The following is a 13,394-nucleotide window of genomic DNA, read 5'->3' as shown; positions in this document are numbered from 1 at the left end:
ACCACCCGATGAACCACGAGCGAGAGGACCGATACGTTGAGTGAGCCCGAATCGTCGACGGCATCACACCAGAACTACCGCCGATCGCTCGGCACGATCAGCCTGACCGCGGTCGGGCTGGGGTCGATCATCGGCTCCGGGTGGCTGTTCGGTGCCGAGCGGGCCGCCAAGCTCGCCGGACCCGCCTCGATCCTCGCCTGGGTGATCGGTGCCGCGGTGGCGCTGACCATCGCGCTCACCTACAGCGAGCTGGGCTCGATGTTCCCCAAGGCCGGCGGCATGGTCCGGTACGGCCAGTACTCGCACGGGTCGCTGGCCGGCTACCTGGCCGCCTGGGCCAACTGGATCGCCATCGTCTCGGTCATCCCGGGTGAGGCCACCGCCTCCGTGCAGTACATGAGCTCCTGGCACTTCGGCTGGGCACAGGGGTTGTTCGACGGCAAGGAGCTGACCCTCAGCGGAGTGGCGCTGGCCAGCGTGCTGCTGCTCGTCTACTTCGCCCTCAACTGGTTCGCGATCACGCTGTTCGCCAAGACCAACACCGCGATCACCGTCTTCAAGGTCGTCGTCCCGACGGTGACCGCCGGTGCGCTGCTCTTCGCGCACTTCGACACCGCCCACTTCACCGACCACGGCGGCTTCGCGCCGAACGGCTGGAGCTCGGTGTTCACCGCCGTCGCGGTCTCCGGCATCGTCTGGGCCTTCAACGGCTTCCAGTCCCCGCTCAACCTGGCCGGCGAGGCCCGCAACCCCGGCAAGTCGCTGCCGAAGGCCGTCATCGGCTCGATCCTGATCGCCCTGGTGATCTACGTCGCGCTGCAGATCGCCTTCCTCGGCGCCATCCCCGGCGGCGACCTGGCGAACGGCTGGAGCAACCTCTCCTACACCTCGCCGCTGGCCGACCTGGCCATCGCCTGGGGCCTGAACTGGCTGGCGATCACGCTGTACGCGGACGCCTTCATCTCGCCCTCCGGCACCGGCATGATCTACGCCGCCACCACCTCGCGCATGATCCACGGCGTGCAGGAGAACGGCCACCTGCCCAAGATCTTCGGCAAGGTCGACGCCAAGACCGGCATCCCGCGCCCGGCGCTGGTGCTCAACCTGGTGGTCGCCTTCCTGTTCCTCGCGGTCTTCCGCGGCTGGGGCTCGCTGGCCGAGATCGTCTCGGTGGCCACCGTGATCTCGTACATCACCGGCCCGGTCGCCGTGATGGCGCTGCGCCGCCTGGCCCCGGACCTGCCCCGGCCGGTCCGGCTGCGCGCCATGCCGGTGATCGCCCCGGTCGCGATGGTGTTCGGCTCGCTGGTGCTCTACTGGGCCCGCTGGCCGCTCACCGGCAAGGTCATCCTGCTGATGGCCGCCGGTCTGCCGATCTGGGCCTGGTACGAGCTGCGCAAGCCGTTCGCCGAGCTGAAGCCGCACCTGAAGGCGGGCGCCTGGATGGTCGCGTACCTGTTCGTGATGGCCGGCGTCTCCTGGGCGGGCAGCGCCGACTTCGGCGGGCACGACTACCTGCCGCAGGGCTGGGACCTGCTGATCGTCGCCGCGATCGGGCTGGCGTTCTACCGCTGGGGCGTCGCCAGCGCCTGGGCCAACCCCTCGCTGGCCGCGGTCCGCGAGGAGATGGCCGAGGAGGCCCGGAGCGCCGCGCCGGACGACGCCACGGAGCCCTCGCGGGTCTGAGGCGCCTGAGCGCGTGAACTCACGGTGAAGGGCCGGTCGGAATCCTCCGACCGGCCCTTCGGCGTGCGCGGGGACCGTGCGCGGGGACTGTGTGCGGGGACCGTTCGCGGGGACTGTGTGCGGGGACCGTTCGCGGTGCGCTCCGTTCCCGGTGCGCTCCGTTCCCCGTGTATGTCCATCCTGCCGTGGCGGGCACCCCCGGGTCACCGTCTTCGGGGATGATCTTCGTCGCGGTTTCCGCGCCTAGCGTGGTCGCGGGCGGTCCTCGACGGGAGGGCCCGGGCAGGGAGCGTCGTCGACGTGACGGAAGCGCAGCAGTACGGTCAGGATCCGGCCCTCGTGCGGGAGCTGACCGGGATGATGGCCGAGGACAGCGCGGCCGCCCGGCTGGCGAACAGTCCCGACCTGGCCGATCAGGCGGCCTGGCGCCGGCTCACCGCCCGGCACGGCGACCGGCTCGCGGAGATCATGGCGGCGCACGGCTGGCCGACCGAACGCACCGTCGGCCCCGAGGCCGCCCGGGCGGCCTGGCTGGTGGCGCAGCACGCGGACCGGCAGCTCGACGTCCAGCGGCGGGCGGTGGCCCTGATGGGCGGGGCCGTCGCCAGGGGCGAGGCCAGCGCCCGCGACCTGGCCTTCCTCCAGGACCGGCTGGCGGTCAACGAGGGCCGGGAGCAGCGCTACGGGACGCAGATCGGCGCGGTGACGGACGGCCGCCCGGTGCCGTGGCCCTGCGAGGAGCCCGAGCGGCTGGACGAGCGGCGGGCCGAGGTGGGCATCGAGCCGTTCGACGAGTACACCGCGCGGTTCGCCCCGAAGTAACCGTCACGTCCGCCGGTCGGGATTGACTCTTGCGCGCGGCCGTCCGCGCCGCATTGACTGACCTCCGACCAGCGCTGCTGGTCGAGGGTCGGCTGAGTGGACGAGAGGACGATCGGTGCGGCAGTACGCGCAGTACCCGGAGCACGGCGACCAGTACATCGACGGCGAGTGGCGGCCCTCCGGTGACACCGGATCGATCACCGTGCTGAACCCGGCGACCGAGCAGGTGCTGGCCACGGTGCCGGCCGGCGGTCCGGCCGACATCGACGCGGCGGTGACGGCGGCCCGCCGGGCGGCCCGGAGCTGGGGCTCCACCACCCGCGAGGAGCGGCTGGCCCTGCTGACCCGGCTGCGGGACGGGATCGCCGCCGCGCAGAACGAGATCACCGAGACCGTCGTCGCCGAGCTGGGCTCGCCGGTCGGCTTCGCCGGGGCCGTGCACGCCGGGCTGCCGCTCTCCGTGGCGACCTCCTACCTGACCCTCCTCGCCGAGCACCCCTTCGAGGAGCGGATCGGCAACTCGGTGGTGCACGCCGAGCCGGCCGGGGTGGTCGCGGCGATCACGCCCTGGAACTACCCGCTGCACCAGATCGTGGCCAAGGCCGTCCCGGCGCTGGCGGCCGGCTGCCCCGTGGTCCTCAAACCGGCCGAGGACACCCCGCTGGTGGCCCGGCTGTTCGCCCGGCTGGTGCACGAGGCCGGCTTCCCGGCCGGCACCTTCCACCTGGTGACCGGCACCGGCGCGGTGGCGGGCGCGGCGCTCGTCGGGCACCGGGAAGTGGACCTGGTCTCCTTCACCGGCTCCACAGCCGTCGGCCGGCAGATCGCCGAGACGGCCGGCCGGGGGCTGAAGCGGGTCTCCCTGGAACTGGGCGGCAAGTCCGCCAACGTGGTGCTGCCGGGTGCCGACCTGGCCCGCGCGGTCAAGGCCAACGTCGCCAACGTCTTCGCCAACTCGGGCCAGACCTGCAGCGCGCTGACCCGGCTGCTGGTGCACGAGGACCAGTACGACGAGGCGGTCGCCCGGGCCGAGGAGCTCGCCGCCCAGTACCGGCCGGGCGACCCGACCGACCCGCGGACCCGGATCGGCCCGCTGGTCAACGCCAAGCAGCTGGACCGGGTGCGCGGCTACATCGACGGCGCGCTGGCCGAGGGCGCCCGGCTCGTCGTCGGCGGCTCGGAGCCCGTCGCCGAACTGCCCACCGGCTACTACGTCCGCCCGACCGTGCTCGCCGACGTGACCCCGGAGATGACGGTGGCCCAGGAGGAGGTCTTCGGCCCGGTCCTGGCGATACTCCGCTACCGCGACGAGGACCACGCCGCCGAACTCGCCAACGGCACCCCGTACGGCCTGGGCGGCGGCGTCTGGGCCCGCGACACCGACACCGCCGCCGCCTTCGCCCGCCGCCTCGACACCGGCCAGGTGGACCTCAACGGCGGCCGCTTCAACCCGCTCGCGCCCTTCGGCGGCTACAAGAACTCGGGCCTCGGCCGGGAGCTGGGCCGCCACGGGCTGGAGGAGTTCCTCCAGTACAAGTCCCTGCAGTACTGACGGCATCCCTGGCCATGGCGGTGCGCGGGCCGTTCGGTCCGCCACCTCCGGGCCGGCTCGCACCGACCGGCTCATCCGGGCCGGGAAGTGACGCACATCTCGGCGGATCGGCAATCCACTGGGCAGTGCGGAACCAAGATCGCGCGGAAACTGGGGCCACAGAGACCCGTACACCGAGGGAAGGCCCCGTCATGCGAGCGATCCGTCCCCTTGTCACCGGTCCGGCCGGCCCTCAGACTCCGCGCCGGATGGCGTCGTCCACCCAGGAGGTCATGGCAGAGCTGCAACGGAGCGACGCCAAGGCCACCGGCATCGGAGCCGCGGCCGTCGGCGGCATCACCATGGCGACCGCGCTGAGCAGCGCGCTGCCGCCGTTCTCCCCGCTGGCCAAGGCTACGCTCCTGGGCGTCCTCACCCTCCTGATCGGCTCGCTCGCCCTGTCCTTGGCAGCCGCCAGGCCCCAGCTCCGCCACGACGGCCACCGCGCTCTCTCCTACTTGGAATTCGCCGGTTTGACGCCGGAACAGTTGGTCGAATCGTTCTCGGAGCGGAATTCCGGTGATCTCGCAACGGCGCACGCACAACGCCTGGTGGAGCTTTCCCGGCTCGTCCTGCGGAAGTACCGCCTTCTCCGGCGTGCGGTCGATCTGCTGTCCTGTGGGCTGGTGTTGGGCACACTGGCCGCCGGTCTGATGCTTGCGGCACACTGAGCGGATCATGGTGTCGGCCGGCAACTCGGTGATCCGCCGACCGTGAACCCGGCCACCGGAGGCGCCACATGCAGGAGTCACACCGAGAGTTCCTGAGTGACGAGAATTGGATCCTCCTCCAGCGGCTGGCGCCGGTGCGCTACCGCGCGTCCCGCGCCACCCTGCTGCGGCAGGACGAACCCGCCACCTGTGTCGTGCTCCTGGAGACCGGCAGCGTGATGGTGACCGCCGACGGCCCTCGTGGCAGCGAGCAGCTGCTCGCGGTCCGCGGCAACGGCGAACTCCTCGGTGAGATGTCGGTGTTGGCGGAGGGAGTGCGCAGCGCGACCGTACGGACCCTTGAGCCCTGCCAGGTCCGCGTGATCCCGGCTGTGGACTTCACGGACTTCATCGAATCGCAGGGCCTGTTGCGACCGTTGCTCAGGCATTCCTACAGTCGGCTCCGCGAAGCCGACCGGACCAAGCTGGAACTCGCGACCGGATCCGTCGCGCTCCGGCTGTCCGGTCTTCTCATGCGGCTCTCCGGCCCGGCAACGCCCAACGGCCCGTCCCGGATCCGGCTGCCGCAGGAGGACCTCGCCAGGCTCATCGGTGCCTCACGCAACGCCGTCGGCAAGGTCCTGAAGGAGTGGAGCCGACACGGCTGGCTGACCACGGCTCCGAGCGGTGGTGTGACGGTAACCGACGTACGGGCGCTGTGTGCGCACGCCGCCGAGCAGTAGCACGCCGACGTCTCCTTGGAGTGGCGCAGGTCACTTCCGCTCTGCCCTCCGTTGGGCAGCACCGACCGCCCGGTCGGAGGCATGATCGCTGCCTGGCACACGGACCTCGGATTCGCCCCCGCACCAGGAGGACAAACAGGCATGCTCCCCGCCCCCGTTGACATGGACGACCTCCCACCCGACCTGGCCATCCTCGTGGTCGACATCGTCGGCTACAGCAAGGTGCCGGAGACCGCAATGCCCGGCATGCGGGCTGCGCTGGACAACGCCGTCGCCGAGACCTTCACCCACATCGGCCTGGCCGCGCTCTGGGCCGACGAGCGCCGGGGCAGCGACACAGGTGACGGCTGGATCAGGATCGTGCCCGCCGCGAAGGTCGTACGGCTGGTCGACCCGGGCATCGCGCTCCTGGAGGACGCTCTGCGCCGCCATGACCGGGCGCGACGCGCTCACGATCCGGTCCTGCGGACCCGGCTGAGCATCCACCTCGGCCCGCTCTCCCCCGATCACCGGGGCGACGCCATCAATGACGCCTGCCGCCTGGTGGACAGTGAGGAGGTCCGCGTCGCGGCCGACGTGGCCGCAGAGCACGAATCGTTCGTCGCGGCGATCCTCTCGGACGAGGTCTACCGACGAGCCGTCGCGGCCGCTCGCACGTACACGCTGGCCGAGCGGGACTTCCTGGAGGTCTCGGCAGTCGTGCCGAAGAAGCAGTTCCGCCGCACCTCCTGGGTCCACGTGCCGCGACTCGCGCCCGTGACGATCAAGGCGTCCCTCGGCCGGGGGGAACCGCCCGTGGAGCCCGCACCGAGCCCCGCGCCCGGTCCACAGCTCACCTTCAACGGCAGCGTCGGCACGGCCATCGGAACAGTCGCGACGCTGAACATGGGGGGCGTCAACCTCGCATGACCAGGGACGACTTGGAGCGGATCCAGGCCTTCCTGCCCGCGCCGGTCCGCACTGCTCCGGCCGGTGCCACCAGGAAGCCCGTCACGCCGGAGCACACTGCGCCCTCGTTGACCTTCATGGCGGACGTCGGGGTCGCCATCGGCCAGGTCGACAGGATGTATCAGGAGATCCGACAGGACTTCCTGGAGGCCCGGAGGCTGGACCGCACCAAGCTGCTCGAGTCCCGGACGTTCGCCCTTCCCTCCGCTTGGAAGGCCGTCCGGGCCCAGCTGGCCGACGCCTTGGCGGACCCCGAGGTCCGGGTGATCATCATGGTGGCGCCGCGCGGCTACGGCTCGACCACCTTCGTCCACCATGTCCTGGCGCACCACACACCGTTCGAGACGAAGCTCGTCGAACTCGAACCGGACGGGCCGCGCCCGAAGGTGTCGAGGATCCGCCGGGAGCACGGGCGCGCCTACCAGTTGGACCTCAAGGACCCGCTCACCGACCACCCATCGACGGCGTTCCTCGACGACCTCGCTGCGAGCGTCCCGGAGCTGAAGCAGGTCAGCTCGACCTGGGTCCTCAACATCGCCGCGGATCTCTGGACCGAACAGCGAACCTGGCCCGTCGCCCCCGGGGTCCGGGTGGTAGAACTCCGTTCCCCGCCGGAGCCGTTCGCCGTCGCGGAACGCCATCTGACCGCAGCCGGCATGCCCTGGCTCGTGCCGTACCTCCGGTCGGACACCGCCCGGGTCCATCTGTCGTCCCTGCGCAACGCGGTGGAGGCCGTACGCGCCGCCGGCGCCGTGGCCGAACAGTGGCTGGAGTTCAAGCGCGACCACTCGGAGGAGGCCCGCTGGATCGAGGAAGGAAAGCTCGGCCGGCCCGATGAAGCGGGCGACAACGCGTGCCATCCCGAACTCCGCACGAGCATCGAGAACGCCCTCGGTGACTGGCGCACCGAGTTGGACGGCGTCTTCGCACACGGCGGCGACACCGGCGGTGCGCTGTCCCTGCCCGACCGGTGCCTGCTGCTCTCCCTCGCCCTCCACCGAGTCGCGCCGGCCGCCAAGATCTCACGGGATGCCCGTGCCCTGGAGGACCTGATCGCCAAGAAGGACCGGACGCACGCTCCGACGAACCTCGGCCAGGTCTTCGCCGGGCGCGGACTTCGGCAGAGGCTCACCGCCCTCCATGCGACGGTGAGTTCCCAGGACATCGCCGCGTTCAGTCGCCCGGGCTACGCCCAGGCCGTCCTCACGTACGTCTGGGACAACTACGAGGACATGCGATCCGTCCTGTTGGAGTGGCTGATCTCGACCGCCCCGGCCGAGCGGGCCGAGGCGGACAAGAGCATCTCCGCGCTGACCACGCTGGCTGCCCGACACCAGGCGCCGACGGTTCTGACCGAGATCCGCGACACCGCCCACGAGTCCGGACGATCGGACATGTGCGCGGCCGTCATGACACGCGTGCTCAAAGACGCGGGGATGGAGCGGGCCGCGTGGGCCCGGCTCTACGACTGGGCCGACGACCGCCGCCTTGGGACGCAGTCCGTGGTTGTCGACGTGGCCGAGCACGTCCTGACCGCCGAAGACCCCGGGGGCAGGGACCACCGAAAGGCGATGACGCGGCTGCGTCGGGTTGCCTCGACCTCGAAGGACCAGTCCCTCCTCGCCGGTGTCCTGGCCGTCTTCCACCGTCTCGGCCACCGGGAGGAGGGACGGAACCTGCTGCTCTCCGAGGTGCTGCGCTGGCGCGAGAAGAAGGCCCGCCGATCCGGGAAGATCGCCTTGCTGGGGCTGATGGCGCAGTTCGACGGCCCGCGGCCCTGGCTGCTCGGCACGGCCAATGAGAAGGCCCGTACCGAGATCGACGAAGGCCTGCGGGACCTCCTGGCGGACCCGCAGTTCGAGCCACAGGCGGTCCCCGCCATCTGCGCGTGGTTCAAGGCCGCGGCAACCGACACCGCGGCGTACGCCGCCGTCCGGAACCGCGTCGTGCCCGCGCTGGGCGGGCAGTCGTCACGGGACGCCGGCATCGACCTGTTCCACCAGGTCGGCCGACTGCTCCTGCCCGATGGCACCCAGGTCGGCGACGACCTCTGGGCCTCGCTCGTCCGGCTACGGCGCTCCTGAAGCCCGCGTCACCGGCAAGGGAAGTGCGCGGAGGACCGCCAGCGGCCGACAACTTTCAGCGAACAGATGACAGATTTCGAAATCTGTCATCTGTTCGCCGTCTGCCGTCCGCCGTCAGACCAGGTCGACGCCCGGGTAGAGCGGGTACGGGGCGAGCAGGTCGGCGGCGCGCTTGGCGGTGGCGTCGCGGAGGGCGGCGTCCAGGCTGTAGGCGGCCTTGGACGGGGAGCCCTTGGCCGTGGTGGTGGGGGCGGTGGCGCTCAGGACGGTGTGGATCAGGTCGGCGATCTCGTCCATCTCCGCGGTGCCGAGGCCGCGGGTGGTGAGGGCCGGGGTGCCGAGGCGGACGCCCGAGGTGTACCAGGCGCCGTTCGGGTCCAGCGGGACGGAGTTGCGGTTGGTGACGATGCCCGAGTCGAGCAGGGCCGCCTCGGCCTGGCGGCCGGTCAGGCCGTAGCCGGAGACGTCGGCGAGGACCAGGTGGTTGTCGGTACCGCCGGTGACCAGCTTGCCGCCGCGGCGCAGCAGGCCCTCGGCGAGCGCCTGGGCGTTGGCGACGACGGCGCGGGCGTAGGCCTGGAACTCGGGGCGGCGGGCCTCGGCGAGGGCGACCGCCTTGGCGGCCATGACGTGCGAGAGCGGGCCGCCGAGCACCAGCGGGCAGCCGCGGTCGACGTGCTCGGCCAGTTCGGACTGGCACAGCACCATGCCGCCGCGCGGGCCGCGCAGGGACTTGTGGGTGGTGGTGGTGACGATGTGGGCGTGCGGGACCGGGTCGTGGTCGCCGGTCAGCACCTTGCCCGCGACCAGGCCGGCGAAGTGCGCCATGTCGACCATGAGGGTCGCACCGACCTCGTCCGCGATCTCGCGCATCCTGCGGAAGTTCACCAGGCGCGGGTAGGCGGAGTAGCCGGCGACGATGATCAGCGGGCGGAAGTCGCGGGCGGTCTCGCGCAGCGCGTCGTAGTCGATCAGGCCGGTGGCCGGGTCGGTGCCGTAGCTGCGCTGCTCGAACATCTTGCCCGAGATGTTGGGCCGGAAGCCGTGGGTGAGGTGGCCGCCGGTGTCCAGGGACATGCCGAGCATCCGCTGGTTGCCGAGCTCCTGGCGCAGCCGCGCCCAGTCCTCCTCGGTGAGGTCGTTGACGTTGCGCACCTCGGCGCGCTCCAGGGCCGGGCTCTCGACCCGCTGGGAGAGGACGGCCCAGAAGGCGGTGAGGTTGGCGTCGATGCCGGAGTGCGGCTGGACGTAGGCGTGGTCGGCGCCGAACAGCTCGCGGGCGTGCTCGGCGGCGATGCTCTCGACGGTGTCGACGTTGCGGCAGCCCGCGTAGAAGCGGCGGCCGACGGTGCCCTCGGCGTACTTGTCGCTGAGCCAGTTGCCCATGGTGAGCAGGACCGCCGGGGAGGCGTAGTTCTCGCTGGCGATCAGCTTGAGCGAGGCGCGCTGGTCCGCCAACTCCTGGCCGATGGCGGCGGCGATCCGGGGTTCGACGCCGGCGACCACGTCGAGAGCGCTGCGGAAGGCGGTGTCGGCCGCGGCGGAGGCGGCGGTGTGGGGCTGCTGGGCCATGGCGGTCTCCTGGTGGGGATGCGGGGGCCCAGGCGCTCGGCAAGTTCACGTGAGGATTCACGGGGCCGCTTCCCGATGGTTGATTCCATCCCTACGCGCCAGTTGCGGCCCACCGGGATCGTACCAACACCGGAGGGACTGTGGCGGAGGTCTCAGAATGCGGAACGGGCAGTCCGCTATGTTCCGCTATGTCCGTTCTTTTGCAACACCGGTGTTTCGGCGAAATGAAGCCGCCACATATCCCGAAACAGTTCCGCAGGAATGACCCGAACGACCGCCGAAGGTGATTTGCGGAACCTCGGACGCATCCGATCCAATGGCGCTCGAACGGCCACCGGGAAAACCCCGGGACGCCGTACCGGAAATGCACACCAGCGCACCCTCACCCATGGGGCGGCGGAGAATTCGGGGGTTACGCCTCATGGCAGCGGTCGACACCGTCCCAGGCACCACGGCCGGGCCCGCGCCCGCCGCCGACCCCGGCCCGCTCCGCCGGATCCTGCGCGACCGGGTCGGCGCCGCCGCCCTGGCTGTGGTGGTGCTGTTCCTGCTGCTCGCCCTCGGCGCCCCGCTGGTCGCCGCGCTGTACGGGAAGAACCCGGTCGACCACTACGGCCAGAACGTCCCGGGCCTGCTCAGCGACAGCGGACTGCCGATGCTGCCGAACGGCGGGATCTCCGGCGACTTCTGGTTCGGCCTGGAGCCCGGCCTCGGCCGGGACGTGTTCACCCAGCTGCTGTACGGCATCCGCACCTCGCTGCTGATCGCCTTCGCGGCCGCCGCGGTGACCACCACCCTGGGCGTGCTGGCCGGCGTCGCGGTCGGCTACCTGGGCGGGATCACGGACCGACTGTTCGGATTCCTCGCGAATGTGCTGCTGGCCTTTCCCACGCTGCTCCTGCTGCTCGCGCTCAGCCCGGTGATCCAGTCCCGTTTGGTCGACCCGGGCACCGCGGAACCGGAGTGGATGCAGTTCCTGGTGCTGATCCTGGTTTTCTCGGCGTTCGGCTGGATTCCGCTCGCGCTTTCCCTGCGGGCCACCGTCCGCTCGCTCCGGGAAAGGGATTTCGTGCAGTCCGCACGGGCCCAGGGCGCCGGCCGGTTCCATGTCGTCGTCCACGAACTTCTGCCGAATGTGCGCTCGCAGCTGCTGGTGCACGCCACCATGGCGGTGCCGACCTTCGTGGCCTCGGAGGCCGCGCTGTCCTTCCTCGGTGTCGGCATCACCGAGCCGGTCCCGGACTGGGGGCGGATGATCGCGCGCGGCTCCGAGGTCTTCCGGGCCGACCCCACCTACATGGTGTTCCCCGGCGTGGCGCTGCTGCTGTTCGTCATCGCCTTCAACCTGCTCGGCGACGCCGTCCGGGACGCGCTGGACCCGCGCGCCCGCACTGCCCGCTGACCCCCTCGCCTCCTCCCTTCCATCAACCCGAGCCCGCCCCGGCACGATCCGCCGGGGCAAGGAGAGATTCGCCATGCGCTGGACCAGACCGTCCCTCGCCGTCATCGCCACCGCCCTGCTGGCGACCTCCTGCTCGGCCGGCGCGGGCAGCACCACCGGCTCCGGCGGCGCCGCCGGGGCCTCCGCCAAGGAGACCTCCCCGCTGACCGCCGTGCTCGGCAGCGAGCAGGAGAGCGCCGGCCCGGCCCCGGCCGTCCCGGGCGCCCGCGCGGGCGGCACGGTGAACGTGTACAACAGCGTGGAGTTCCGCCACCTCGACCCGCAGAAGGTCTACGCGGGCGCCACCTACAACGCCTCGCTGCTCTGGGGCCGCCAGCTGACCCAGTACCAGGTCGTGGACGGCAAGGCCAAGCTGGTCGGCGACCTGGCCACCGACACCGGCACCCCGGCCGACGGCGGCCGCACCTGGACGTACCGCCTCAAGCCGGGCGTCGCCTGGGAGGACGGGCAGCCGATCACCGCCCAGGACGTCAAGTACGGCATCGAGCGCACCTTCGGCAAGGGCTACGAGGTCGGCCCGCCGTACTGGCCGCAGTGGCTCACCGGCGAGGCCAGCTACGAGGCGGCGCGCACCAAGTACGCGGGCCCGCAGGCCGGCGACCTGGACGCGATCGAGACGCCGGACGAGCGCACGATCGTCTTCCGCTTCCCGCAGCCGCAGGCCGACGTCCCGTACATGGCCGCGCAGTCCTCCTCCTCCCCGGTGCGCCGGGACAAGGACACCGGGACGGACTACGACCGGCTGCCGTTCGCGACCGGGCCGTACCGGATCGTCGAGCACGTCCAGAACACCCGCATGGTGCTGGAGCGCAACCCGGCCTGGAAGCCCGAGACGGACCCGATCCGCAGCCAGTACCCGGAGAAGTTCGTCTTCACGTACGGCAAGGAGGCGCTCAACCTCAACCAGGAGATCCTCTCCGGACGGGACGGCGGCGCCAACGCCACCACCGCCTCCGACACCCTCTCCGCCGAGCTGTACCAGACCACCGACACCGACCCGAAGGCCAAGGAACTGGTGGTCTCCGGACGGCAGGGCGCCTTCGTCACCCAGCTGATGATCAACAACGAGCGGGTGCCCGACGTCGAGGTCCGCAAGGCGCTGCACCTGGCCTACCCGCGCCAGCAGGCCCGCCAGGTCCAGGGCGGCGCCCGGACCGGCGAGCTGGCCACCACGCTGAGCTCCCCCGCGCTGATCGACTACCAGAAGTACGACCTCTACCCGGCCAGGCCCGAGGGCGACCCGGAGGCCGCCAGGGCCGCGCTCGCCAAGGCCAAGCAGGCGCCCGGGAGCCTGACCTACGCGTACCGCAACACCCCGACCGGGCAGCGCGTCGCGCAGGTGCTGGTCGATGGCTTCGGCAAGGCCGGGATCACCGTCGTGCCCAAGCCGGTCGACCCCAAGGCCTTCCTGGACGAGGTGCACCGCACCGACTCCCCGTACGACTTGTTCGAGGAGACCAGCTCGGTCGACTGGCCGACCCCGTCCACCCTCGTCCCGTTCTCCTTCGACGGCCGGGCCGGCAGCGACATCAACTCCGCGCGCTACCGCAACCCGGAGGTCGACAAGGAGATCGACCGGATCAACCAGATCGGCGAACCCCGCGCCAAGGCCAAGGAGCTGTACGCGCTGGAGCAGACCGTGATGAAGGACCTGCCGGTGCTGCCGTTCGCCTACCCGACGGTCAATCAGCTGCGCGGCAGCAACGTCGGCGGGGCGTTCGTCCACCCGATCTACGGGACCGTCTCGCTGGCCTGGCTGTACCTGAAGTCCTGAGTGCCGGGGCCCGCTCCCGCTCCCGTTCCTGTTTCCCGGGTTCCACGGGTTCCACGAAATCC

General features: G+C 71.2%; 10 protein-coding genes and 1 riboswitch. Of the genes, 9 read left to right on the top strand and 1 reads right to left on the bottom strand.

Features of this window, described 5'->3' with window-relative positions; genetic code table 11:
* The first annotated feature begins 36 nt into the window (after window positions 1-36).
* From ACFVUY_RS06260 to ACFVUY_RS06230, 7 genes are all read left to right on the top strand, one after another.
* Window positions 37-1,686 (top strand): APC family permease, encoded by a 1,650-nt coding sequence (locus tag ACFVUY_RS06260; RefSeq protein ID WP_387727728.1) that lies wholly within the window; start codon window positions 37-39, stop codon window positions 1,684-1,686.
* Between the two features lie 357 nt (window positions 1,687-2,043).
* Window positions 2,044-2,508 (top strand): DUF6624 domain-containing protein, encoded by a 465-nt coding sequence (locus ACFVUY_RS06255; protein WP_387727823.1) that lies wholly within the window; start codon window positions 2,044-2,046, stop codon window positions 2,506-2,508.
* Between the two features lie 115 nt (window positions 2,509-2,623).
* On the top strand, window positions 2,624-4,060 hold the full coding sequence (locus tag ACFVUY_RS06250) for an aldehyde dehydrogenase family protein (protein ID WP_387685237.1): 1,437 nt from the start codon (window positions 2,624-2,626) through the stop codon (window positions 4,058-4,060).
* A gap of 272 nt (window positions 4,061-4,332) precedes the next feature.
* Window positions 4,333-4,770: a Pycsar system effector family protein gene (locus tag ACFVUY_RS06245; protein WP_387727726.1), complete on the top strand. Its 438-nt coding sequence runs from the start codon at window positions 4,333-4,335 to the stop codon at window positions 4,768-4,770.
* A 68-nt stretch (window positions 4,771-4,838) separates the two neighbouring features.
* The gene (locus tag ACFVUY_RS06240; protein WP_387685233.1) at window positions 4,839-5,492 is read left to right on the top strand and encodes a Crp/Fnr family transcriptional regulator; all 654 of its coding nucleotides are present in this window, start codon (window positions 4,839-4,841) and stop codon (window positions 5,490-5,492) included.
* Between the two features lie 141 nt (window positions 5,493-5,633).
* Window positions 5,634-6,401, top strand: coding sequence for a hypothetical protein (locus ACFVUY_RS06235; protein ID WP_387685231.1), 768 nt, complete (start codon window positions 5,634-5,636; stop codon window positions 6,399-6,401).
* Window positions 6,398-8,524: a hypothetical protein gene (locus ACFVUY_RS06230; protein WP_387727724.1), complete on the top strand. Its 2,127-nt coding sequence runs from the start codon at window positions 6,398-6,400 to the stop codon at window positions 8,522-8,524. The genes ACFVUY_RS06235 and ACFVUY_RS06230 overlap by 4 nt, the downstream gene beginning before the upstream one ends.
* Window positions 8,525-8,638: 114 nt before the next feature.
* Here the strand turns inward: ACFVUY_RS06230 and ACFVUY_RS06225 are convergent, their stop codons facing one another.
* Window positions 8,639-10,096, bottom strand: coding sequence for a glycine hydroxymethyltransferase (locus ACFVUY_RS06225; protein ID WP_387727722.1), 1,458 nt, complete (start codon window positions 10,094-10,096; stop codon window positions 8,639-8,641).
* Between the two features lie 19 nt (window positions 10,097-10,115).
* Window positions 10,116-10,212: riboswitch (ZMP/ZTP riboswitch) on the bottom strand.
* A 305-nt stretch (window positions 10,213-10,517) separates the two neighbouring features.
* Between ACFVUY_RS06225 and ACFVUY_RS06220 the strand changes: the two genes are divergently transcribed.
* Window positions 10,518-11,498: an ABC transporter permease gene (locus ACFVUY_RS06220; RefSeq protein WP_387727720.1), complete on the top strand. Its 981-nt coding sequence runs from the start codon at window positions 10,518-10,520 to the stop codon at window positions 11,496-11,498.
* A gap of 73 nt (window positions 11,499-11,571) precedes the next feature.
* Complete coding sequence (locus ACFVUY_RS06215) at window positions 11,572-13,332, top strand: ABC transporter substrate-binding protein (protein ID WP_387685223.1); 1,761 nt, start codon at window positions 11,572-11,574, stop codon at window positions 13,330-13,332.
* Window positions 13,333-13,394 lie beyond the last annotated feature (62 nt).

The organism is Kitasatospora sp. NPDC058063, from assembly GCF_042885395.1.
Classification (GTDB): domain Bacteria; phylum Actinomycetota; class Actinomycetes; order Streptomycetales; family Streptomycetaceae; genus Kitasatospora; species Kitasatospora lactacystinica.
This window is presented reverse-complemented; position numbering and strand designations above follow the sequence as displayed.